The sequence below is a fragment of the Micrococcus sp. 63XJN7_8_ISO-PGPR-S23-253 genome (assembly GCF_056173425.1).
In genome coordinates this window covers 436,659-458,988 of record NZ_CM149673.1, presented here as the reverse complement: position 1 = coordinate 458,988, position 22,330 = coordinate 436,659, and the positions used below count along the sequence as shown (strand labels likewise).

Here is a 22,330-nt window from a genome sequence, read left to right as displayed (position 1 = left end):
CGCGAGCCGACCCGTGTCCGCCGGGGGCGGACGTCCCCACATCGTAGGGCGCGCTGACCACGATAACGCCCGGAGCCTGACAGGCCCCTGGGCGGGCCCCGTCCGCCGGACACGGGCTCGGGTCCTCCTGCCCGCCTCCGGACACTCAGCCTATGCTCAGGCCATGCATCCCCGTCGGTCCCGGGTTGCTGCCCGGCGGTGGCGGCCCGGAGGCTCCGGCCTCAGGCCCGTGGGTCCGGAGAAGGACACGTCGGGCTCGGGCACGTACTGCCACCACCACGGCGACAACCGCAAGCCCGAAGGCATCCACGCGTTCGACGGCGTGGCCGGGCAGGGGACGTGTTGACCGCCCCGGGGTCGACGGCGGACCTCGTCCGCCGCTGGGAGTCCGCGGCCCGGCCGAACCCCACGGCGACGGACGTGGGCTCCCTGCTGGAGAAGTGCTACCGCGCGAGACCTCTGGCACGCGAGATCCTCTCGGGCGGCCATCTGCAGCACGACGAGGAGCTGCGCAACCACACGGAGAAGGTCCTGTGGACGGTCACGGACACCGTCACCCTGCTGCACTTCGCCCGGCACGCCTTCGGCTCCCTCGATGCGTATCTCCTGCACCTCGAGTCGGAGCGGGAGGACGCGGACGCGGCAGCCGAGTGGGACGAGGGCGCCGAGCGTGCCGACGTCGCCTACTGGACAGGGCTGGAGAGTCAGGTCCCCCAGGAGGACCACCCCTACGGGCTGGTCCTCACCCAGCACGCACTGGGTCAGCGCGTCACCGCGATCCTCGAGGTCGAGGACGGGGCGGTGACCGGCTTCACGGTGGAGGGCGTGCTCGGGCAGATGGTGGACGAGCACCTCGAGGGACTCGTGGGCTTCCCCGAGCCGGACCCGGACTTCGGCGAGGCCGTGCCGGTGATGCGCCGCGGGGATCCCGACGACGAGATGTTCGTGCGTCATCTGCGCCACGCTGCGCGGCTCGGCTTGATCTGAGATGTGGGCCGGGCCGTCCGCTCAGCCCTCCACGAGGAACCCGTCCTCGTGCAGCTCCCGCAGCGCGGCCAGCAGGCCGGCCCGGCCCGCTTCGTCCAGCTCCAGCAGCGCGGCGACCGCGCCCACCAGCTGCCCCACGGACAGCTCGCCGTCGCTGGCCGAGAGGACGCCCGCCGTCGCGGTGTCCAGGCGCGCCACACGCCGGAACCCGGAGCCCTGGCGGGCCAGGATCACCTCGGGGTGCTCCGCCCCGAAGCGCTGGTGCCGCTCCTCCGTGACGTCCGCGGCCACGCGCAGGTGCAGGCCCCGCAGCGCGGCCAGGGCCGGGTCTCCCACGGCGTCCCCCGCCCCGGGGCCCGCCGCGAGCCGGTCCCGGCGGGCGACGGCGGCGGCCCACGCCCCGCCGAGGGCCTCGTCGACCGGCTGGGTCAGCTCCTCGGCGACCACCCACCCCCGGCCCTGGGAGCCGTCCGCGGCGGGCCGACGCAGCCACACGTGGCCGAAGCCCACGCCCGCGACCCCGCGCGCGGCGAAGTCGTCCAGGTACCCGCGGTAGGCGGCCTCGTAGGCGGGCGGGTCGAGCTCGAGCGAGGAGTCCTGCAGCCACGTCTCCGCGTAGCCCGCGGGGTCCTGCCGGTCGCGCTGGATGAACCAGGCCTGCATCCCCGGCGCCACCCACGAGCGCGGGCGCGCGTCCCACGGTGCGGTGTCGGCGTCGGCGGTGTCTCCCGCCGGGATCTCCCAGTTGGCGAGCAGCTGCGCGGTGCCCCCCTCGGCGAGCACGTCCGGCAGGGCCGCGATCAGCTCCGCGACGATCCGGTCGCCCTCGCGGCCGCCGTCGCGGTAGGTCAGCACGGGCGCGTCCGGATCCGTGCGCGGGGTGATCACGAACGGCGGGTTCGAGACCACGAGGTCGAACCGCTCCCCCGCCACCGGCGCCAGCAGATCGCCGGCCGCCAGCCGGACCCGGTCCTCGAGCCGCTCCCGGTCGAGGCCGAGCACGTCCGCGTTGAGCAGCAGGTTGAACCGGGTGAAGGCGAGGGCGCGCTCGGACAGGTCCGTGGCGGTGACGTGGTCGGCGTGGGCGAGCAGGTGCAGGGTCTGGATCCCGCAGCCCACCCCCACGTCGAGGGCGCGGGCCACGGGACGGCGCTGCGTGGCGCCGGCGAGCGTGAGGGAGGCCCGACCGACGCCGAGCACGTGCTCGGGAGGCAGCGGGCCACGCCGCTGCAGGGCCGTCAGGTCCGAGGCGATCCACATCCGGCCCGGCTCGTCCGCCTCATACGGCGAGAGGTCCACCGCGCCGCGCACGCGCCCGTCCGGTCCCTCGACGACGAGCCCGGCCGCCACGGCCCCGGCCAGGCCGAGGCTGGGCAGCGCTGCGTCGAGGTCGACGGCGGGGACGGGGTCGCCGAGCAGCCAGGCCCCGACGGCGGCGGCGAGGCCCCGCGTGCCGTGCCGGTCGTCGGAGCCGGCTGCGTCGTCGTGCCGGCCGGGGCTCGCCAGGTGGCCGGCGACGACGCGGCGGGCGGCCTCGGCGTGCTCGCGGTCCAGGGCGAGCGTGGCCACGGGTCCGAGCAGCCCCTCGACGGCGGCGGTGGTGAACGGCAGGGCCGCCAGGTCCGCGGCGAGGGCCACGGCCGTGGCCGGGGTCAGCCGCGGGGCGGGGGGCGACGGAGGTGTCGGGACGGGACTCATGCCTCGGTCCTCTCAGCGGGGTGGGGGCGGTGGGCGCAGACGGGGCAGCGGTGCTCGGGGTCGTCGACGGCGCAGGCCGCGCAGCGGACCTCGAGCGTGGTGCAGGCCGGGTCGGCGCAGTTGCGCAGCGCCGAGGTCGGGGCCTGGCACGTGACGCACCGGCCGATGGTCTCGGCGTCGGCGGTGAAGCGGGTGGACAGGCGTCGGTCGAACACGGCCAGCTCGCCCCGCCACAGTCCGGCGTCGCCGCGGGCCTCGCCGTAGCGGACGATGCCGCCGTCGAGCTGGTAGACCTCGGCGAAGCCGCGGTCCTTGAGCAGGGCGGAGAGGACCTCGCAGCGCACGCCGCCCGTGCAGTAGGTGATCAGCGGCGCGTCCTTGAGGTGGTCCAGGGCCCCGGAGTCGACGGCGGCGAGCAGGTCGCGGGTGGTGTGCGCGTCCGGGACCACGGCCCCGTCGAAGCGGCCGATGGCCGCCTCCACCGTGTTGCGGCCGTCGAGGAAGCGCACGGGGTTCGCGGTGCCGGCGCGCTCGGCGACGAGCGCGTCCACCTGGGCGGGGGTGAGCCGCTCCCCCGTGCCGACGACGCCGTCCGCGTCCACGGTGACGCGCTCGGGGGCCCCGAACGCGACGAGCTCGGGCTTGACCTTGACGGAGAGGCGGGGGAAGTCCGCCGCCGAGCCGTCCGACCACTTCACCTCGAGGTCCCGGAACGCCGGATGCTCCCGCGTGCCGCGCACGTAGCGCTTGACCGCGTCGACCGGTCCGCCGACGGTCCCGTTGATCCCCTGCGGCGACACGATGATCCGGCCGGTCAGGCCGAGGGACGCGGCGAGCGTGCACTGCCACAGCCGCACCGCCTCGGGGTCGGCGAGCGGGGTGAACCGGTAGTACAGCGCGATGCGGGAGAGGGGGGCGGTGCTCATCGAGGTCCAGGCTAGTGCGCGACCCCGGACGTGACGGCCGTGCGGGACGGGCGGGACCTGGCCCGCACCGGCCTCACGCCTTACCCTTCAGACATGACTGAGCATCTGGATCCGGCACTGGTCGACACCTGGTTCGCGGCCTGGTCGCGATCGCGCGGCTACCGCATCAGCCAGGAGGCGAGGCGACGCGCGGCCCTGCGCACCCCTCGCCCCGCCCGCATGATCCCCGGCGGCTCCGGTCGCGCCACGGTGGACGTGCCGGCCACGTGGGAGTACGTGGTGGTGAACCCCTCCCGCGCGGAGCTCGAGGACCTGCGCGAGGCGGTGCGGGACCAGGAGCAGATTCTGCTCACCGTGTTCGGCGACGCCGGCGAGGACCCGAAGGCCATGGGTCTGAAGGCCCAGGCCGAGCCGGAGCGCTTCATGACCATGGACATGGACCCCGAGCTGCAGGACGTGGAGCCCCCGCTGCTGCCCGAGGGCTATGAGGCCCGCGTGGACCAGCCGATGGAGGGCAGCCGTCGCGTGCGCATCCTGGCCGTCGGCGCCTCGACCGCGCCGGAGGGCGAGGAGGAGCTCGCCGCCCTCGGCTGGGTCACCGAGGAGGACGGCACCGCCGTCTACGACCGGATCTGGACGTCCCCGAACCACCGTCGCCGCGGCCTCGGCTCCCTTGTGATGCGCTACCTGACCTCCGAGGTCATGAGCGAGGGTGAGATCAGCCGCGGCCTGCTCGTCGCCTCCCCGGACGGGCAGAAGCTGTACCGCCACCTGGCCTGGACCGACCTCGGCCCCGTGTCCATCTGGGGTCGCGGCCTGGCCGAGGACAACCCCACCGCCGAGCACACCGGCACCATGGGGGCGTGACCGGCCACCTCCCGGAGCACGATCCCTGGGCGGATCCCGCGGGCGGCTGGGGGCCGCCCGGCACGGCGGACGCCGCGCCGGGCGTGGACGACGCCGCCCCGGACTGCTCCGGACCGGAGCCGCAGCCCGTCGGTGAGGTGGTGGCCGACGTCGTGGCCGGCCTGTCCGTCACGGCACCCGGCGACCTGCGCCCGGACACGCCGGCGGGGGCCGGACTCCGTGCGGCGCTGGGCCGGACCGGCCTGCCCGAGCAGATCCGCCACGTCACCGAGCTGCCCGCCCGGCAGGCCCGGCACACGGACTGGCCCGCGGACGCGCCGGAAGGCCTGGTCAGGGCGTTCGCGGCGCGCGGCGTCGAGCGGCCGTGGCTGCACCAGGTGCGCGCCGCGGCCCTGGCCGGCGCGGGGACACACACCGTGCTCGCCACGGGCACGGCGTCGGGCAAGTCGCTGGGCTACCAGCTGGCGGTCGGCACCCGGCTGGCCGCCGACCCCCGGGCTACCGCGCTCTACCTCGCCCCCACCAAGGCCCTCGCGGCGGACCAGCTGACCTCTTGGCGCGCCCTCGAGCGGGACGGCGCCCCGGGGCTGCGCGCGGCCCCCTACGACGGCGACACCGCACCGCAGGACCGGATCTGGGCCCGCGAGCACGCCACCGTTCTCATGACCAACCCGGACATGCTCCACGTGGGGATCCTGCCGCACCACGAGCGGTGGGCCGCGTTCTTCCGGAACCTGGCGTTCGTGGTGGTGGACGAGTCGCACACGTACCGGGGCGTCTTCGGCTCGCAGGTGGGCATCCTGCTGCGCCGGCTGCGGCGCATCGCCGCCCACTACCGCGGGGACCGTCCGGAGACCGTGTTCATCGGAGCGTCCGCGACGTCGGCGGATCCGGCCGGGCACTTCGCCCGACTGATCGGGGCGCCGGCCACGGCCGTCACCGAGGACGCGTCCCCGCACGGGGCGGTCACGGTGGCGTTCTGGGAGCCGGAGCTGACGGACCGTCGGGGCGAGAACGGCGCGCCCGTCCGCCGCTCGGCGATGGCCGCCGCCGCCGACCTGGTCACGGACCTGGCCCTGCAGCAGGTGCGCACGCTGGCGTTCATCCGCTCGCGGCGCGGGGCCGAGGCCATCGCCAGCGCGGCCAAGCGGCAGCTCGAGGAGGTCGAGCCGGGGCTCGGCACCCGGATCGCGGCCTACCGCTCGGGCTACCTGCCCGAGGAGCGGCGGGAGCTGGAGGCGGACCTGCGCTCGGGTCGGCTGCTGGGCATGGCCTCGACGCCGGCGCTGGAGATGGGCATCGACGTCGCGGGGCTGGACGCGGTGGTGGTGGCCGGCTGGCCGGGCACCCGCGCGTCGTTCTTCCAGCAGATCGGCCGCGCCGGGCGCGGCGGCCAGGATGCGCTCGCGTTCTTCGTGGCCTCGGACGACCCCCTGGACACGTTCGTGGTGGACCACCCGGAGGCCGTGTTCGACCTGGGCGTGGAGGACACCGTGGTGGACCCGGAGAACCCGCACCTGCTCGGCCCGCAGCTGTGCGCGGCCGCCGCGGAACTGCCGATCACGCCCGAGGCGTTCGGCTGGTTCGGGGAGCCGGGGCGGGTGCGCGCCCTGCTGGACGTGCTGGTCGAGCAGGGGCTGCTGCGCCGTCGGCCGGCCGGCTGGTTCTGGACGCACCCCGAGCACGCCGCCGGCATGGTCTCCCTGCGGGACGACGGCGGCGGGCCCATGGACATCATCGACGCCGAGTCCGGTGCCCTGCTGGGCACGATGGACTCGCCCCAGACCCACTACCAGGCGCATCCCGGCGCGGTGTACGTGCACCAGGACCGCACGTACCTCGTGGCGGAGCTGGACGAGGACGCGCACGCGGTGGTGGTCACGCGCGCCTGGCCGGACTTCACCACGCAGGCCCGGGACGTCACGGAGATCGAGATCGTCGCGGTGCACCGTCGCCTGGACGCGCGCGAGAGCACCCTGCGCTGGTGCCTCGGGGAGGTGCAGGTCCGCACCCAGGTGGTGTCCTTCCAGCGCAAGGCCCTGGCCTCCGGGGAGGTGCTCGGCGAGGAGCCCCTCGACCTGCCGGCGCGGGACCTGTTCACCTCGGCGGTGTGGTTCCAGGCGGCCTCGGACGAGCTCATCGCCGCGGGTCTGACCACGGATCGCCTGCCCGGCGCCCTCCACGCGGCGGAACACGCGATGATCGGCATGATGCCGCTCGTCGCCTCGAACGACCGCTGGGACATCGGCGGCGTCTCGATGGTCCTGCACCCGGACACGGGCTCCCCCGCCGTGTTCGTCTACGACGGCCGGCCCGGCGGGGCGGGCTTCGCCGAACGCGGCTTCGAGCAGGCGCGACGCTGGGTCGAGGCGACGGCGGGGGCCATCGCGGCCTGCGAGTGCGCGGAGGGCTGCCCGTCCTGCGTGCAGTCCCCCAAGTGCGGCAACCGCAACAGCCCCCTGGACAAGGCCGGCGCGCTGACCGTCCTGCGGTTCCTGATGGACCACGCCGATCACCTCGTCCCGGCGGACGCCTCGGCCGACGGCTCGGGCGACGGCGCCTCCGGCGGGTCCGCGGACGCGGCGCCCGGGGCCTGAGACCGCGGCGGACCCGCGACGGCGTCGGCCGTGGCCGCCGGCAGCGGGGCGCGGGCGAGCTCGACCGCGACGCGCACGGTCCCGTCCTCGCGCACCTCGCACGCCACGACGACGGCCCCGTTGCGTTCGGCGGTCCGCCCGGCAAGCACGCACGGCTCGTGGTCGGAGAGCCCGCGCCGGGCGTCGGAGGCGGCGAGCGCCGCCAGGTCGGCGGCCCCGGCCGCCCGGGAGCCGGTGACCGAGGCCTGCCCCAGCGCCGCGACCGCCAGCAGCAGACCCGCCCCCAGGGCGGCCGTGCCCAGGACGGACACGGTGCCCGAGCCGCGTTCGCCCCGCGCGGGCGCCCTCCCGCGGGTCATGACCGGTCCTCCGGTGAGGCGGCGGGCGTTCCGGGCCGCTGGTCGGGGGCGGCGGCGTGCGCGGTGAGGGTGAGCACCTCGGCCCAGGCGAGCGGCCCGGGGCCGGGCTGGACGACCTCGACGGTCACCCACCCGCCCTCGACGGTGTGCGAGAGCGAGGCGTCGTCGCCGGCCATGCGCGCCACCGCGTCCCGGGCCGCCGCCTCGTCGTCGCCCCGGGCGAGGATGCGGGCGGCCGACGCCGCGGCGTCCTGACCCCGCACCTGCTGCACCGCGGCGGCGCCGGCCAGCAGGACGGACACGAGCACGAACGCGATCACGGGAAGCAGCACCGCGTACTCGGCCGTGACGGCCCCGGTCTCGCCGCCCCGGAGCGCCCGGGGCCACCCCGCCGTCCGGGCGCCCGTGCGGCGCGCGGACGGCGGGGCGGAGGTCGGGTGCTCAGTCACGCTGGAGCGCCCCGGAGACGAGGTCCACGAGCAGCGACTGCACGTCCGGGCTGGTGAGCACGACGGCCAGCACGCCCGCGAAGCCCACGGCGGCGAGCGTGAGGATGCCGTACTCGGCCGTGATCGCGCCGGTCTCCTCGCCCGCGGCTTCGACGACGCGGGCGAGGCGGTCGCGATCGCTCGGGCGGGTGGCGGCGGGCTGGGCGGTGTGGGAGCGGTGGGTCATGGTGGTCCTCCTGGAGTGGGCCCCGCGGTGCGGGGCGGTGGTGACGGCCCGGCCGGGCCGCTGGTCCCAGGCTGGCCCGGTGCAGGCCCCGCGCGCCGGGGGCGGTGCGGATCCGGGGATGGGGCGGGGCGAACGGGGCCCTGTGCAGGACCGGACGCCCCGGTGTCGCCGCCGCCTCAGCCCGGTCCCGCCCCGAGCAGGGCCATGACGACGGGCACCACGCCCCAGCACACGAAGGCGGGCAGCAGGCACAGCCCCAGCGGCATCACCAGGCGCACGGCGAGCTCCTCGGCCGCCCGTTCATCGGTCCGCCGGGTCTGCTGACGGACGGCGGCGGCGGTCTCGGCCAGCGTGCGGGCGCCGGCCATCCCGGACTGGTGCAGCGGACGCAGTCGGGCGGCGGTCTCGGCCCACACCGGGTCCGTGTCGAGGCCCACCCACGCCTCGTCCCAGTCCCGGCCCCAGAGCAGCAGCGCCGCCGTGGCCCGCAGGCCGCGGGCGCCCGGCAGGGTCCGAGCGAGGTCGTCCAGCGCGGCGGGCAGGGATCGGCCTGCGCTGAGCAGCGCCGCCAGCACGTCCAGCACGACGGCGGAGCCCACCGCCGCCGGCTCGCGCGCGGCCGCACGCAGCAGCAGGCGCGTCCAGGACCGCCCGGCCAGCCAGAACAGCAGCCCCACCGCGGCGACCACGGCACCGAAGGGCGAGCGGACCAGGTCCCACGGGGAGGTGCCGAGCAGCCACGCGAGGCCGAGGCCGCCCAGGGGCAGCCACTGCAGCAGTCGGGACGTCGCGCCCGGCCCCGCCGCGGCCGAGCGGCGGGCCCGGGCCGCGTCCACGTCCGCCTCGAGGCCGTGGGCCAGCCGCCGGGCCACGGCTGCGGGAGCGGCACCCGCCCGGGCCCCGGCCGCGAGCGCCGCATCGACCAACGCCCAGCCCGGGTCCTGTGCGGGGGTCCGCCAGGGCGGGGTCCCACCGCGGCGCGCCGCCTCCCCGGTCGGCGCATGCGCCGCCGGCGCATCCCAGGCCAGCGCCTCGGCCCGGCGTCGGGCGTGGTGATGGGCGCAGCATGCGACACCCGCCTCGCCCGGGCCCGACCCGCAGGCGGGCAGGGTGCCCGCGGTCTCCCGCCAGGCCTGCTCCTCGGTCAGACCGGCCGCGACGAGGGCGGCCCAGCGGCGCAGCACGTCGATGAGCACCTCCGTCTCCTCCTCCGGCCTCGCCCGCCCCGCCCGCCAGGGCAGCAGCGCCGCGGCACGCCCGGCGCGCGACCGTCGTGCCTGCCCGGCCGCCGTCGTCGTGCTCACCGGCCGCTCCGCCCCGCCAGCCGGGCCGCGAGCGCGGGCACGCCGGGTCCCTCGACGGTCCGCCCGCCCGTCGCCTCCGTCCCGGGCCGCCATGTGAGGGCGGGCAGCAGGGCGAACCCGTCGGCGCGCGGGTCCGGGACGGCGAGCTCGACGGGGTGCCGCCCGTGGCCGTCCCGGGCGACGTGCAGCACGGCGTCCACGCCGGCGCGGGCCTGCGCGGCCACCGTCTCGGGCCGCCAGCCGGCCAGGGAGGCCATGGCCGTCAGCCGGGCGGGCACCTCGGCGGCGGCGTTGGCGTGCAGGGTGCCCCACGCGCCCTGGTGTCCCGTGTTCAGGGCGGTGAGGACGTCGGCCACCTCGGCGCCGCGGCACTCGCCGACCACGAGCCGGTCCGGCCGCATCCGCAGCGCGTGGCGGACGAGCTCGGCCAGTCCGACCTCGCCGGCGCCCTCCGCGTTGGCGGCGCGGCACTGCAGTGCGACCACGTGCGGGTGATCGGGCGCGGCCTCGGCCGTGTCCTCCACGACGACGATCCGTTCGTCCCCCGGCACCCGGCCGAGGGCTGCGGAGAGCAGCGTGGTCTTGCCTGCCCCGGTCGCGCCGCTGACCAGGACGGTGGCACGGTCGCGCACGAGCGCCTCGAGGGCGTCGGCCCAGAGGGCGCCGTCCGGCCAGCCGTCGGCCAGCGCGGCCAGCGACGGCGTCGTCGCGGCCGGGATCCGCAGGCTCAGCAGGGTGCCGCCGCCACTGACCGGGGGCAGGACCGCGTGGACGCGCACGCCGCCCACGCGGGCGTCGGCCAGCGGCACCGCCGCGTCGAGGCGGCGGCCGGCCCGGTGCAGCAGCCGCACCGCGAGCTCCCGGGCGGTCTCGGGGTCGAGCCAACCGGGGCGGCGGACGAGGCCTTCGTCCCCGTCGGTCCACACCGCGCCCGCGCCGTCCACGAGCACGTCGGTCACGCCCGGGGTGCGCACCCAGGGTGCGAGCGGGCCGAAGCCGTCGAGCTCATCGACCAGCGCCGCCACGCGCGGGTCGTCGATCGGCGCGTCGAGGGCCTCGGCGATCAGCGGGGCCAGCGGCGGCTCCGCCCCGTCGGCGGCCGACGCACGGGCCTCGGCCACGCGCCGGCGCACGACGGCGGCGTCCAGCCCGCCGGGGCCCGCTGCGGGTGTGGCCAGCGGCGGCGCGGCGACCTGCGTGCGTTCCGGCTCGGCCGGGTCAGTGCGGGGCCACGGGAACCGTCGGCTGCCCTCGGGCGGGGCGGGGCGGCGTCGTCGGCCCCGGGGCGGGCGGGCCGGGGCGGCGGGGACGAACGGGCGCATGGCGGGCCTCCTGCGGGTCGGGGCGGCCGCCGCGGTCCGCGGCCGCCGGCCCGTCCAGTCCACCGTCCCGCCCGGGTGCCCGCGGTCCCGGCCCCGCCGCTGGGGACACGAACCCGCCCTCCGGCGCCTGTGCAGGAGCGGACGGCGGCGCCCAGCCGTCAGCCGTCAGTCGCGCAGGATCCGGTGGGTCCGCGCGTCACGCACGCGGGAGTCGTCCCACGGCACGTCCCAGCCCAGCAGCGCCAACACACGGTCCAGCAGCGCCGCCGTGAACCCCCACACCAGGCGCTCGCCCACGAGGAAGCCCGGCGTCTCGCCGCGGCGGCCGCCGGGCCGGGCCACGCGGCACCGGTTCGCGGGGTCCACCAGGTCCGCGACCGGCATCCGGAACACGGCCGCGGCCTCGGCCTGGTCGACCACCGCCACGCGACTGGGGTCCCGCCACCACCCGAGCACCGGGTGCACCACGTGCCCGGAGACCACCACCGGCACCGCCGGCAGCACGCCCAGGACCTCCACGCCGGCCGGGTCCAGGCCGGTCTCCTCCTGCGCCTCGCGCAGGGCCGTGGCCACGACGTCGGCGTCCTCGGGGTCGACGCGACCGCCGGGGAACGCGATCTGCCCGGCGTGCTGGCGCAGGGTGGCGGCGCGCTGGGTCAGCAGCACGTCCACGTGCGGGTGCACACGCTCGGCGTCGTGACGGGCGGGGACGTCGTCGAGGGCGCCGAACAGGATCAGCACGGCGGAGGGGCGCGGATCGCCGGACCGGGGCCAGTCGAAGCCCCACATCGGCACGGCCTCGGGCGGGATGGTGGTGAGCGAAGCCGGGTCGTGGCGACCGGGCGCGTCCGCAGGGGCCGTGCCCCAGTGGGCCACGAGGTCCGCCAGCTGGTCCCGCGCACCCGTCAGCGACGCCTCAGACGTCCCGGCGGCGTCGCGGGAGGTCGGGCGGGGGCTCGCGGGGGTCTCAGGCATGGCCCCCACGCTAGCCGCCGGTCGTAGCCTCGGGGCATGACGGCTCCCCTGACCTCGCCCCCGGCGGCCACCGCGTCCCCGGATCCGGTGGACGTCGCGGTGATCGGCGCCGGCCAGGCCGGACTGGCGGCCGGCTACTTCCTGGCGCGGGCCGCGCGGGACGTCGACCGCGGACGCCGGCCGGGCCCGCCGCCGTCGTTCGTCCTGCTCGACGCGTCCGCCCAGCCCGGCGGCGCGTGGCCGCACCACTGGGACTCCCTGCGCCTGTTCTCCCCCGCCGAGCACTCCTCCCTGCCGGGCCGACCCATGCCGCCGTCGCCCGGCCCCGGCACCCCGGACGCCGGGCACGTCGTCGCGTACCTGGCCGTCTACGAGGACCGCTACGGGCTGCCGGTGCACCGGGGCGTGCGCGTCACGGCGGTGACGCACGACGCCGCCGCGTCCCCTCCGTTCACCCTGCGACTCGAGGACGGCACGGCCCTGAGCGCCCGCGCGGTGGTCGCCGCGACCGGCTCGTTCACCCGCCCGTTCGTGCCGGCCCTCCCGGGCGCCGACCGCTTCGGCGGCACGCAGCGGCACTCCGCCGCGTACCGCTCCCCCGACGCGTTCACCGGGCGGCGCGTCCTCGTGGTGGGCGGCGGCAACTCGGGCGCCCAGATCGCGGCGGACCTGCTGCTGGCGGGTGTCGCCACCACGTGGGCCACCCGGCGTCCGCCCCGGTTCATGCCGGACGACGTCGACGGGCGGGTGCTCTTCGATCGGGCCTCGGCGCGCGTGCTGGGCCGCTCCGAGGCGCGCGTGGGCGACCTCGGGGACATCGTCATGGTGCCCTCGGTGATCCGCGCCCGCGACGAGGCCGGGCTCCACGCGGTCCCCGCGCCCACGGCGCTCACGCCGGAGGGCGTCCGTTGGGACCACGACGCCGGCGCTAGCCACGGCTGGCCCGCCGCCAGCCGCGCCGCGGCCCGGGTGCGCGGGGCCGAGCACCCGGTGGATGACGTCGTCTGGTGCACGGGCTTCCGGGCGGACCTGCGCCATCTGAGGAGCCTCGAGCTGACCCGCCGCCCCTCCGGGGCGCCGGCGACGGAGCGTGCTCTGCCGACCGCCTCGGTGGACGTGCCGGGGCTGCACCTGCTCGGCTACGACGACTGGTGCGGGGCCGCCTCGGCCACGCTCGCGGGCGTGGGGGTGCACGCGCGCCGGGCCGTCGACGCGATCCTCGCGGGCCTCACCGCCGGCTGAGCGGGCGGGCAGGCTGAGCGCTCAGGCCTCCAGCCCGTGGCCGAGGGCGCGCAGCTCCCGGCGCGTCCTCCCCGCGCGCAGGAGCTCGAGCAGCTCCTCCCGGCCGGGCTTGAGCTCGTAGGCGAGCAGGGCGCGCGCCCGCTCGGGGTCAGTCTCCCCCGCGCCGTAGGACGGGCACCAGCGGGCGATCGGGCACGCCCCGCACGCCGGGCGGCGCGCGTGGCACACGCGGCGGCCGTGGAAGATCAGCCGGTGGGAGAGCATCGTCCAGTCCCGGCGCGGGAACAGGGCGCCCACGGCGTGCTCGACCTTCACCGGGTCGGTCTCGTCCGTGAACCCCAGGCGCCGGGCGAGCCGGCCGACGTGCGTGTCCACGGTGATCCCGGGCTGGCCGAAGGCGTTGCCGAGCACCACGAACGCGGTCTTGCGCCCCACCCCGGGCAGCGCCACGAGGTCCTCGAGACGGGCGGGGACCTCGCCGTCGTGCCGGGCCACGAGCTCCTGGGACAGCCGCAGGATCGCGGAGGCCTTGTTCCGGTAGAACCCCGTGGAGCGCACGAGCTCCTGCAGCTCCGGCTCGGTGGCCGCGGCCATCGCGTGGGCGTCCGGGAAGCGGGCGAACAGCGCCGGCGTGGCCGCGTTGACCCGCACGTCGGTGGTCTGGGCGGACAGCACCGTGGCCACGAGCAGCTCGAACGGCGTCTCGAAGTCCAGCTCGGCGACGGCGTACGGGTACGTCTCGGCCAGGATCCGGTTGATCCGCCGCGCCCGGCGCACCAGGGCCAGCCGGGTCTCCCCGGTCGGCGTGCCCGTCGGCTCCGTCTCCATCCGCGCGTCCTCCCGCCCTCGTGCGATCCGCTCAGGTCCGACCATCCTAGGGAGCGGGGCGCGTGCCGACGTCCACACCGGGTCCGGCCCCCGCTTTCGGGCGCGATGCGACACACAGGACCCGAGGATTTGTGACGACGCCGCCGTGCGCGGCATGCTGAGGCGGGAGACTAGTGTGGGACGCGTCACATCCGCGCCACGCACCGACCGCACCACCTCGAAAGGACCCCGTCGATGGACGAGCAGATCCCCACGTTCCCGCCCCCGGCCGAATTCGCCGCCCAGGCGGTGGCCGGAGCCGACCTGTACGAGGAGGCCGCCGAGGACCGCCTGGCCTACTGGGCCCGCCGCGCCCGCGAGCTCCTGCACTGGGAGCAGGACTTCACCGACGTCCTGGACTGGTCCGACGCACCCTTCGCGAAGTGGTTCGTCGGCGGCACCACCAACGCCGCGTACAACGCCCTGGACCGCCACGTCGAGGCCGGCCACGGCGACCGCGTGGCCATCCACTTCGAGGGCGAGCCCGGCGACACCCGGACCTACACCTACGCCGACCTGGCCGCCGAGGTCCGGCGCGCCGCCAACGCGTTCGAGTCCCTCGGCGTGACCAAGGGCGACCGCGTGGCCGTCTACCTGCCGATGATCCCCGAGGCCGTCATCACGATGCTCGCGTGCGCGCGCATCGGCGCGGTCCACTCCGTGGTGTTCGGCGGCTTCTCCTCCGACGCCCTGCGCTCCCGCGTGGACGACGCCGAGGCCAAGCTCGTCGTCACGGCGGACGGCTCCTTCCGCCGCGGCAAGCCCTCCATGCTCAAGCCCGCCGTGGACCAGGCCCTCTCCGCGCCGGGCCACACCGCCGAGCACGTGCTCGTGGTCCGCCGCAACGAGGCCGAGGTCGAGATGACCGAGGGCCGCGACCTGTGGTGGCACGACGTCGTGGACGGCCAGTCCGACGAGCACGAGCTCGTGTGGCACGACGCCGAGCACCCGCTCTACATCCTGTACACCTCCGGCACCACCGGGAAGCCGAAGGGCATCCTGCACACCACCGGCGGCTACCTCGTGCAGGCCGCGGCCACCCACCACGACACCTTCGACCTGCACCCGGAGTCGGACGTCTTCTGGTGCACCGCCGACGTCGGCTGGGTCACCGGGCACTCCTACGTCGCCTACGCACCGCTGGTCAACGGCGCCACCCAGGTGATCTACGAGGGCACCCCGGACTCCCCGCACCAGGGCCGCTGGTGGGAGATCGTGCAGAAGTACGGCGTGAGCATCCTCTACACGGCGCCGACGGCGATCCGCACGTTCATGAAGTGGGGCCGGCACATCCCGGACGAGTACGACCTCTCCAGCCTGCGCGTGCTCGGCTCCGTGGGCGAGGCCATCAACCCGGAGGCCTGGCGCTGGTACCACGAGGTCATCGGCGCCGGACGCTGCCCCATCGTGGACACCTGGTGGCAGACCGAGACGGGCGCCCACATGCTCACCCCGCTGCCCGGCGTGACCACCCTCAAGCCCGGTTCCGCCCAGAGGCCGGTGCCCGGCGTCGTGCTGGAGGTCGTGGACGAGCTCGGCGAGCCCATGACGGACACGAGCGCAGGCTTCCTCGTGGTGCGCGAGCCGTGGCCGTCCATGCTGCGCGGCATCTGGGGCGACCGGGAGCGCTTCAAGGAGACCTACTGGTCCCGCTTCCCCGGCATGTACTTCGCCGGCGACGGCGCCCGCTACGACGAGGACGGCGACATCTGGCTGCTGGGCCGCGTGGACGACGTCATGAACGTCTCCGGCCACCGCCTGTCCACCACCGAGATCGAGTCCTCCCTCGTGTCGCACCCGTCCGTGGCCGAGTCCGCGGTGGTCGGTGCGAAGGACGAGACCACGGGCGAGGCGGTCGTCGCGTTCGTCCTGCTCACCGAGGTCGCCGCCGCGGCCGACCGCGACGTCGCCGAGGTCGAGGAGGAGCTGCGGCAGCACGTGGGCAAGGACATCGGCCCCATCGCCAAGCCCAAGCGCGTGCTCGTGGTCCCCGAGCTGCCCAAGACGCGCTCCGGCAAGATCATGCGCCGCCTGCTCAAGGACGTGGCCGAGGGCCGCGACCCGGGCGACTCCACCACGCTGGCCGACCCCACGGTCATGCAGCGCATCGTGGAGACGCTCGCGCCGAAGGCCTGAGCCGGCACGACGACGCCGCCCCGGTCCGCACGCTGCGTGCGGTCCGGGGCGGCGTCGTCGGTGGGCGGGCCCGGCTCAGGCGCGGGCGGCCGCGTCCCGGCGGACCAGCTCCACGGCCTCGTCGGGTGTGTAGCCGAGGCGCTCGAGCAGGGTGTCGAGACAGCGGCGCACGGCCTGGTGTGCGGCATCCGCACGGGCGTCCGCCGAGGCGGCCACGAACGTGCCCGCGCGGCCCCGGGTGCGGATGGTGCCGTGCGCCTCGAGCTCCTTGTAGGCCCGGGCCACGGTGCCCGGTGCCACGCCGAGCTCGGCGGCGAGCGCGCGCACGGGCGGCAGTCGGTCCCCGCGGGCCAGGGATCCGGAGGCGACGCCGGCCAGGACCGCGTCCACGATCTGCCGGTAGGGCGGGGTCGGCAGGCTCCCGTCCACCGCCACGACCGGCAGGGAGGCGGAGACCACGCCCGCGGCTCCGCCGGCGACCGGGGCCGCGGACGGGGTCGCCGCGGACGGACCGGGGGCCCGCATCGTCTCACCGGTGCTGCGCGTCGAGACGGCCATCCTCGCGCTCCCACTCGGCGGGGGCCAGTTCGCCCCCGATGGCGAGATCGCCCGAGGAGTCGTCCGGGTGGCGGAGCAGGTGGACGGCGGAGACCGCGAGGCCGCCCCACACCAGGAGGATGGCCAGGGACATCATGACGATCGCTGCGGTGCTCATCGGTCAGAGCTCCTTCCGGGTGGTGGCCGCGGGCATCACCGGCAGGGCGCCGGTGGGGACGGTGCCCTGGGGCACGGCGTTGTGCGGGATGAGGTCGCCGTGGATCTCGCTGTCCAGGTCCTCCGCGTAGAGGTTGGACTTGCGGGACCACGGGATCAGGGAGAGCAGGACGGCCAGGGCGACGGAGCCGAGCGCGATGCCCCAGCCGAAGACGCCGAGGAAGTCGCCCGGGTAGCCCTCATAGCCCTCCGCGATCACCTTCATGATCCAGGAGAGCCAGATGTAGGCGAGCACGATCGGCATGAGCACGCCGATCAGCAGCACGTACCCGCGGCCGACCTTGAAGGAGGAGACGGCGTTGAGGTGCGCCGTGATGCGACGGGCCGAGCCCAGCGCGCCGGTGACCAGGAGCACCGACAGGAGCGCCGCGCCCACGATGCCGAAGTTGTTGGCGAACGCGTCCATGGTGTCCAGCATCTGCAGGCCCGTGGTGGTGGAGAACAGGGCGAGGGAGACCACCCCGGACAGGCCGATCACCACGATCGTGGCCGTCCAGCGGCCCCAGCCGAGCTTGTCCTTCACGGCGGAGATGACGACCTCGAGGATCGAGATCAGCGAGGTGAAGCCGGCGACCACGAGCGAGCCGAAGAACAGCACGCCGATCAGGGCGCCGAGCGGGGCCTGCGAGATCAGGGTGGGGAAGGCGATGAACGCCAGGCCGATGCCGCTGCCGGCCACCTCGGACACGGACACGCCGGAGGCCTGCGCCATGAAGCCCAGGGCGGAGAACACGCCGATGCCGGCCAGGATCTCGAAGCCCGAGTTGGAGAAGCCGACCACCAGGCCGGAGCCGGTGAGGTTCGTGCGGCGGTTGAGGTAGGAGGCGTAGGTGATCATGATGCCGAAGCCGACGGACAGCGAGAAGAAGATCTGACCGTAGGCGGCGATCCAGACGCCCGGGTCCGCGAGCGCGGACCAGTTCGGCGTGAACAGCGCGTCCAGGCCCTGGGCGGCGCCCGGCAGGGTGAGGGCGATGCCGACGAGGATCAGGAACATCACGACGAGCAGCGGGATGCCGACCATCGAGGCCAGGGCCACGCCCCGGCGCACGCCGAAGCCCATGATGAGCAGCGTGATCACCCAGACGGCGAGCATGGGCCAGAAGACGCCCGAGACGAAGTCGAAGGACGGGGACGGGTCGTCGGCGACCTGCAGGTAGTCGCCCATGAGGAAGGTCTCCGGGTCGTCGCCCCACCGCTGGTCCACGGAGAACCAGGTGTACATGATCGCCCAGCCGATGATCGCGGCGTAGTAGATCCCGATGACGACGCAGATGAGCACCTGCCACCAGCCGACGGTCTCGGTCCACCGGGACAGGCGTCGGAATGCCAGAGGCGCGGAGCCGCGGAAGCGGTGGCCGATCGCGTAGTCGAAGAACAGCAGCGGGATGCCCGCGGTGAGCAGCGCGATCAGGTAGGGGATGACGAACGCGCCGCCGCCGTTCTCATAGGCGACGTAGGGGAAGCGCCAGATGTTGCCGAGGCCCACGGCGGAGCCGATGGCCGCCAGGATGAAGGCCCACCGGCCGGTGAACTCCTCCCGGGTGCGCTGTGGCGCCGGCGCGGGCGCCGGCGCGGAGACGGTGCTGGACATGCAGGACCTCCGAGGGTCGGGAAAACTCGAGTGTGACGGCGGCCACAATAGTCGACGCGGGCCGTTGCCGGACAGTCCGGTCCGGAATGCGGGCGTCAGGCGCGTGGCGCGGCGCCGGCTCAGCCGCCCGGGACGCAGTCCCCCGAGGGGACCGTGGCCGTCATCTGCGGGGCCGCGGCGACGACGGGGGCGATGGTGTCCGCCGTCAGGGCGTAGCCGACGGCGTCCGAGCCCGGGGCCCGGGCGAACACCAGACCGGCCAGGTTCCCGGCGGCGTCCACCACCGGGCCGCCCGAGTAGCCGTGGCGGATGTCCGCCGCGAGGGTGTAGACGTCCACCATGCTCGCGGCCCCGGTCAGGACGTCGCCGAGCGGCACCTCGCCGACGGCCTGCACGGCCGCGGGGGTGGAGGCGAACGGGCCGCCGTCGGGGTACCCCAGGACGGAGGCCGACGCGCCGCCCGTCAGCTCGGCCCCGACCGGCATGACGGGCAGGTCCGCGTCGTCGACCGCCAGGACGGCGAGGTCGTGCGCCGTGTCCAGGTGGACGATCCGCGCCGCGTGCACGCCGCGGGCGCGGTCCGTCACGGTGGGGGCGTCCACGCCGAGGACCACGTGCGCGTTCGTGAGCACGCGGTCCGGGGCCACGGCCACGCCCGAGCCGCTCTGCACCTGGTTGCACTGCGCGGCCGTCCCGGTCAGCCGGACGACGGCGGCCGACGCCGAGGAGGCGGCGGGAGTCGAGGGGGCGGCCGTCGACGCCGACGAGGCGGGGGCGGCCGTCGTGGCCGACGGCGCGGCGGACGTGGACGACGAGGCCGCGGCGGCGTCGTCGGGCTCCTCGAGGGTCGCCGCGGCGGACGTCGCGGGCGGGGCGGACGTGGCGGTGTCGGACGGGGAGGAGGCGGCCGAGGGCAGCCCCGGCGTTACGGCCGGGGCCGGGGCGGCGCGGACGCCGCCGTCGGTCTCCGGGACGGGGGCGGGCAGCTCGAGCTCCGGCAGCACGTCCAGGTCGGCGACGGCGGAGCGCGAGCGGGCGGCCCAGGCCAGGAGCGAGTCGGGCATCACGGTGTCCAGCGCTGTGATCACCCGCGAGCGGGTCACCTCACGGGTGACCGCGGTGGAGCCGGAGGCCGCGATGGAGAACGCCACGAGCCAGAGGACGAGGGCGCCCGCGAGACCGGCGGCGAGCGCGCCGAGGAGGCGGTCGACGAGTCGCAGGGCCGGCAGGTTCACGCGCAGCCGGATCGCCTCGCCGATGGCGGCGCCCACGTACTGGCCCGCCGCCACGAGCAGGACGAGGGTGGCGATCAGCGCGGCCCACCGCCACTGCGGCGCGGTGACGACCTTCGCCACCTCAGGCAGGGCGTAGAACGCGATCGCGGCGCCGCCGACCAGGCCGACGAGGTTGCCCAGCACCACCCACAGGCCGCGACGGTGACCCTGGACCAGGAGCATCGCGAGCCCGATGATGAGCAGGACGTCCAGCCACGTCAGACCCAGCGGCATGGGCGACCTCCTTCGGATGCGACGGCACCGGCCACGCACGGGGACCGCCCGCGCGCCCGGTGGGGGATCCAGGGTATCGGCCCGCACTGGGGTATGGGGCACAATGGACGCCAGTGAACCGGGCGGCTCCTCCGCCGCGGTGTGAGGAACTGGCCACAGAGAGGACACGCACACATGGATCTCGAGGTTCTGCGGAAGGCTCCGCTGTTCACCAACCTGGACGACGAGGTGTTCGCCATCCTCACCTCGGAGCTGACCGAGGTGGAGCTCTCCCGCGGCGCGTCCGCGTTCCACGAGGGCGACCAGGGCGATCAGCTGTACGTGATCATGTCCGGCAAGATCAAGCTCGGCCGCACCGCTTCGGACGGCCGCGAGAACCTCGTGGCCGTGCTCGGCCCCGGCGAGATCTTCGGCGAGATGGCCCTGTTCAACCCCGCCCCGCGCAACGCCACCGCCACCGCGGTGTCCGCCACGCGCCTGGCCGGTCTGCGCCACGAGAACCTGCGCCGCGCCATCGCCTCGTCGCCGGATGTGTCGGTCCAGCTGCTCCAGGCCCTGGCCCAGCGCCTGTCCAAGACCAACGAGTCCCTGGCGGACCTGGTGTTCTCGGACGTGCCGGGCCGCGTGGCCAAGGCGCTCCTGGACCTCGCGGACCGCTTCGGCCGCCCGGCCGCGGACGGCCTGCTGGTGGCGCACGACCTCACGCAGGAGGAGCTCGCCCAGCTGGTGGGCGCGTCCCGCGAGACCGTGAACAAGGCCCTGGCCGAGTTCGTCCAGCGCGGCTGGATCCGCCTGGAGAACCGCGCCGTGGTCATCCTGGACCTGCAGCGTCTGCGCCAGCGTTCACGCTGACGCCCCTCGCCCTGCCGTGGAGCGGGCCACCCCGGTCAGTCCCGGGGGGCCCGCTCCACGCGCATCCGGGGGATGCCGTCGTCGCCGGCCTCGGTGACCAGGTGGTATTCCGGCACCGGGCCGCGCCGGGCACAGGGCGTGGCGGAGAGCAGGAAGGCGGCGGCCGTCCGGTGCGCCGCGACCCGACGCACGATCACCTGCGTCAGCGGGGTCGCCACCTGGTCGAAGGGTGCCATGCCCTCCGCCCCGGCGGGTCCGGGCAGCCGCAGCGGGCCGGCCAGTGCGCGACACGCGGGCACCCACGCCTGGAGTTCGGGACCGGGTTCCTCGGATGTCGGCGTGGACTGCACCGGTGGGGTCGTCGTGGCGAACACAGCCGTGTCGAAGCGTCGGTGGACGTGGGGCGCGGAATGCCAGCGCATGACGGGGCGCAGCAGGTCGGCGCGCACCCCGAGGCCGCGCGCGGCCAGCAGATGGGGCAGACTCTCCGAGCCCTCCTCGAGGGAGCTGTGGCCCCCACCCCAGGTCTCGATGCGCGCCGTGGACACGACGTCCGTGTCGGAGCGACCGGCGAGGAGCACTCCGGCCTCGTCGTGGAGCTGACGGACGGCGGCCACCACGTGCTGCCGCGCACGCCGCCGGTCCGTTGTCCCGAACGTGTGGGCCCACTGGGAGGGCTCGGGCCCGTACCACGGGCACGAGTCGGCGTCGGACTCGAGGAGCGCGCCGCCGGGCAGGCCCACGCGGCCGAGCGGGGTGCGTCCCGCGCGGTGCCGGAGGAAGACCTCCGGGCCGTCGTCGCCGTCGCGTACGAGCACGACGGCCGACCCGGGCCGGGCCGGGCGTACCTGGCTGAAGCGCCGGTCCAACCACTGGCGGGTGAGGTCCTCCTCCTGCTCCGGGACCGGCAGCAGCAGGCCGGCCGGATCAGCGGACACGGACGGTGATCTCCACCTCGACGGGAGCGTCCATGGGCAGCACGGCCACGCCGACGGCGGAGCGCGCGTGGCGGCCGACCTCGCCGAAGATCTCGGCCAGCACGTCCGAGGCGCCGTTCACCACGCCGGGCTGACCGGCGAACGCGGGGTCGGAGGCCACGAAGCCGACGACCTTGACGACCTGGGCGACCCGGTCCAGGTCGCCCAGCAGCTCGTGCACCGCGGCCACCGCGTTCACGGCGCACGTCCGCGCGAGCTCCTGGGCGCGTTCGGGGGTGACCTCCGCGCCCACCTTGCCGGTGGCGGGCAGGGCGCCGGCCACGAAGGGGAGCTGGCCGGAGGTCAGCACGAGGTCGCCGTCCCGCAGGGCCGGGACGTAGGAGCCGACCGGCGCCGCGACGGCGGGTCGGTCGATGCCGAGCTCCGCGAGGCGGGCCGCGACGGCGCCGTCGCCCCAGGTGGGGGCCGAGGACTGCTCCGTCACGTTCACGCCGCCTTCGGACGCTTGAGGTAGGCCACGGGGTTGTTCCCCTCGGGGCCCGGGATCACCGTGACGAGCTCCCAGCCGTCCTCGCCCCACTGGTCGAGGATCTGCTTGGTCGCGTGGATGAGGAGGGGGATCGTGGCGTACTCCCACTGCGTCTGCTGAGTCATGGGACCCACCCTAGCCACCGGCGCGGACCCCGGAAGAGGTCCCAGGTGCCCGCGC

General features: G+C 75.8%; 22 protein-coding genes. 6 read left to right on the top strand and 16 right to left on the bottom strand.

Annotation, left to right across the window (positions count from 1 at the left end):
- The first annotated feature begins 339 nt into the window (after window positions 1–339).
- Window positions 340–987, top strand: a complete 648-nt coding sequence (locus AC0VX4_RS02150; protein ID WP_002856316.1) for a hypothetical protein — start codon at window positions 340–342, stop codon at window positions 985–987.
- 21 nt (window positions 988–1,008) lie between these two features.
- Here the strand turns inward: AC0VX4_RS02150 and AC0VX4_RS02145 are convergent, their stop codons facing one another.
- The gene (locus AC0VX4_RS02145) at window positions 1,009–2,685 is read right to left on the bottom strand and encodes a DUF7059 domain-containing protein (RefSeq protein WP_206480324.1); all 1,677 of its coding nucleotides are present in this window, start codon (window positions 2,683–2,685) and stop codon (window positions 1,009–1,011) included.
- Window positions 2,682–3,611, bottom strand: a complete 930-nt coding sequence (gene trhO / locus AC0VX4_RS02140) for an oxygen-dependent tRNA uridine(34) hydroxylase TrhO (RefSeq protein WP_475464515.1) — start codon at window positions 3,609–3,611, stop codon at window positions 2,682–2,684. The genes AC0VX4_RS02145 and trhO overlap by 4 nt, the downstream gene beginning before the upstream one ends.
- A gap of 93 nt (window positions 3,612–3,704) precedes the next feature.
- On the opposite strand from trhO, the gene AC0VX4_RS02135 reads away from it, so the two are divergent.
- Together AC0VX4_RS02135 and AC0VX4_RS02130 are read left to right on the top strand one after the other, a co-directional pair.
- Complete coding sequence (locus AC0VX4_RS02135; RefSeq protein ID WP_475464514.1) at window positions 3,705–4,478, top strand: GNAT family N-acetyltransferase; 774 nt, start codon at window positions 3,705–3,707, stop codon at window positions 4,476–4,478.
- Window positions 4,475–7,075 (top strand): DEAD/DEAH box helicase, encoded by a 2,601-nt coding sequence (locus AC0VX4_RS02130; RefSeq protein WP_336264783.1) that lies wholly within the window; start codon window positions 4,475–4,477, stop codon window positions 7,073–7,075. The genes AC0VX4_RS02135 and AC0VX4_RS02130 overlap by 4 nt, the downstream gene beginning before the upstream one ends.
- Here the strand turns inward: AC0VX4_RS02130 and AC0VX4_RS02125 are convergent.
- The 6 genes from AC0VX4_RS02125 to AC0VX4_RS02100 form a co-directional block, all read right to left on the bottom strand.
- Complete coding sequence (locus tag AC0VX4_RS02125; RefSeq protein WP_336264784.1) at window positions 6,991–7,434, bottom strand: Rv3654c family TadE-like protein; 444 nt, start codon at window positions 7,432–7,434, stop codon at window positions 6,991–6,993. The genes AC0VX4_RS02130 and AC0VX4_RS02125 overlap by 85 nt on opposite strands.
- Complete coding sequence (locus AC0VX4_RS02120; protein ID WP_065572459.1) at window positions 7,431–7,883, bottom strand: TadE family type IV pilus minor pilin; 453 nt, start codon at window positions 7,881–7,883, stop codon at window positions 7,431–7,433. Before AC0VX4_RS02120 ends, AC0VX4_RS02125 begins: the two co-directional genes overlap by 4 nt.
- Window positions 7,876–8,109 (bottom strand): DUF4244 domain-containing protein, encoded by a 234-nt coding sequence (locus AC0VX4_RS02115; RefSeq protein ID WP_475464513.1) that lies wholly within the window; start codon window positions 8,107–8,109, stop codon window positions 7,876–7,878. The genes AC0VX4_RS02120 and AC0VX4_RS02115 overlap by 8 nt, the downstream gene beginning before the upstream one ends.
- A 176-nt stretch (window positions 8,110–8,285) precedes the next feature.
- A complete protein-coding gene (locus AC0VX4_RS02110) occupies window positions 8,286–9,413 on the bottom strand; it encodes a type II secretion system F family protein (protein WP_475464512.1) in 1,128 nt (375 codons plus the stop codon).
- Window positions 9,410–10,735, bottom strand: coding sequence for a CpaF family protein (locus AC0VX4_RS02105; RefSeq protein ID WP_475464511.1), 1,326 nt, complete (start codon window positions 10,733–10,735; stop codon window positions 9,410–9,412). Before AC0VX4_RS02105 ends, AC0VX4_RS02110 begins: the two co-directional genes overlap by 4 nt.
- 165 nt (window positions 10,736–10,900) lie before the next feature.
- Window positions 10,901–11,710, bottom strand: coding sequence for an NUDIX hydrolase (locus tag AC0VX4_RS02100; RefSeq protein ID WP_475464510.1), 810 nt, complete (start codon window positions 11,708–11,710; stop codon window positions 10,901–10,903).
- A gap of 36 nt (window positions 11,711–11,746) precedes the next feature.
- On the opposite strand from AC0VX4_RS02100, the gene AC0VX4_RS02095 reads away from it, so the two are divergent.
- On the top strand, window positions 11,747–12,952 hold the full coding sequence (locus AC0VX4_RS02095; RefSeq protein ID WP_475464509.1) for an NAD(P)-binding domain-containing protein: 1,206 nt from the start codon (window positions 11,747–11,749) through the stop codon (window positions 12,950–12,952).
- A gap of 21 nt (window positions 12,953–12,973) precedes the next feature.
- On the opposite strand, the gene nth is transcribed toward AC0VX4_RS02095, so the two are convergent.
- Window positions 12,974–13,780, bottom strand: coding sequence for an endonuclease III (gene nth / locus AC0VX4_RS02090; RefSeq protein WP_002856976.1), 807 nt, complete (start codon window positions 13,778–13,780; stop codon window positions 12,974–12,976).
- Between the two features lie 234 nt (window positions 13,781–14,014).
- On the opposite strand from nth, the gene acs reads away from it, so the two are divergent.
- The gene (gene acs / locus AC0VX4_RS02085) at window positions 14,015–15,955 is read left to right on the top strand and encodes an acetate--CoA ligase (protein ID WP_227448750.1); all 1,941 of its coding nucleotides are present in this window, start codon (window positions 14,015–14,017) and stop codon (window positions 15,953–15,955) included.
- 75 nt (window positions 15,956–16,030) lie between these two features.
- On the opposite strand, the gene AC0VX4_RS02080 is transcribed toward acs, so the two are convergent.
- The 4 genes from AC0VX4_RS02080 to AC0VX4_RS02065 form a co-directional block, all read right to left on the bottom strand.
- The gene (locus AC0VX4_RS02080) at window positions 16,031–16,513 is read right to left on the bottom strand and encodes a GntR family transcriptional regulator (protein WP_036334115.1); all 483 of its coding nucleotides are present in this window, start codon (window positions 16,511–16,513) and stop codon (window positions 16,031–16,033) included.
- Window positions 16,485–16,670, bottom strand: a complete 186-nt coding sequence (locus AC0VX4_RS02075; protein WP_475464508.1) for a methionine/alanine import family NSS transporter small subunit — start codon at window positions 16,668–16,670, stop codon at window positions 16,485–16,487. The genes AC0VX4_RS02080 and AC0VX4_RS02075 overlap by 29 nt, the downstream gene beginning before the upstream one ends.
- Window positions 16,671–16,673: 3 nt before the next feature.
- Window positions 16,674–18,323, bottom strand: a complete 1,650-nt coding sequence (locus tag AC0VX4_RS02070; RefSeq protein ID WP_060973804.1) for a sodium-dependent transporter — start codon at window positions 18,321–18,323, stop codon at window positions 16,674–16,676.
- 119 nt (window positions 18,324–18,442) lie between these two features.
- Complete coding sequence (locus AC0VX4_RS02065) at window positions 18,443–19,831, bottom strand: MarP family serine protease (protein WP_002854023.1); 1,389 nt, start codon at window positions 19,829–19,831, stop codon at window positions 18,443–18,445.
- Window positions 19,832–20,005: 174 nt separating this feature from the next.
- Here AC0VX4_RS02065 and AC0VX4_RS02060 point away from each other — a divergent pair, with 174 nt between their 5' ends.
- The gene (locus tag AC0VX4_RS02060) at window positions 20,006–20,683 is read left to right on the top strand and encodes a Crp/Fnr family transcriptional regulator (RefSeq protein ID WP_002854021.1); all 678 of its coding nucleotides are present in this window, start codon (window positions 20,006–20,008) and stop codon (window positions 20,681–20,683) included.
- A 35-nt stretch (window positions 20,684–20,718) separates the two neighbouring features.
- Here the strand turns inward: AC0VX4_RS02060 and AC0VX4_RS02055 are convergent, their stop codons facing one another.
- Genes AC0VX4_RS02055 through AC0VX4_RS02045 form a run of 3 tightly spaced genes read right to left on the bottom strand, consistent with a single transcriptional unit; the run spans window position 20,719 to window position 22,275 of the window.
- Complete coding sequence (locus AC0VX4_RS02055; protein WP_002854019.1) at window positions 20,719–21,621, bottom strand: NUDIX hydrolase; 903 nt, start codon at window positions 21,619–21,621, stop codon at window positions 20,719–20,721.
- Window positions 21,611–22,111, bottom strand: coding sequence for a RidA family protein (locus AC0VX4_RS02050; RefSeq protein ID WP_002854018.1), 501 nt, complete (start codon window positions 22,109–22,111; stop codon window positions 21,611–21,613). Before AC0VX4_RS02050 ends, AC0VX4_RS02055 begins: the two co-directional genes overlap by 11 nt.
- Window positions 22,108–22,275, bottom strand: a complete 168-nt coding sequence (locus tag AC0VX4_RS02045; RefSeq protein ID WP_010080276.1) for a DUF4177 domain-containing protein — start codon at window positions 22,273–22,275, stop codon at window positions 22,108–22,110. The genes AC0VX4_RS02050 and AC0VX4_RS02045 overlap by 4 nt, the downstream gene beginning before the upstream one ends.
- Window positions 22,276–22,330: the final 55 nt, after the last annotated feature.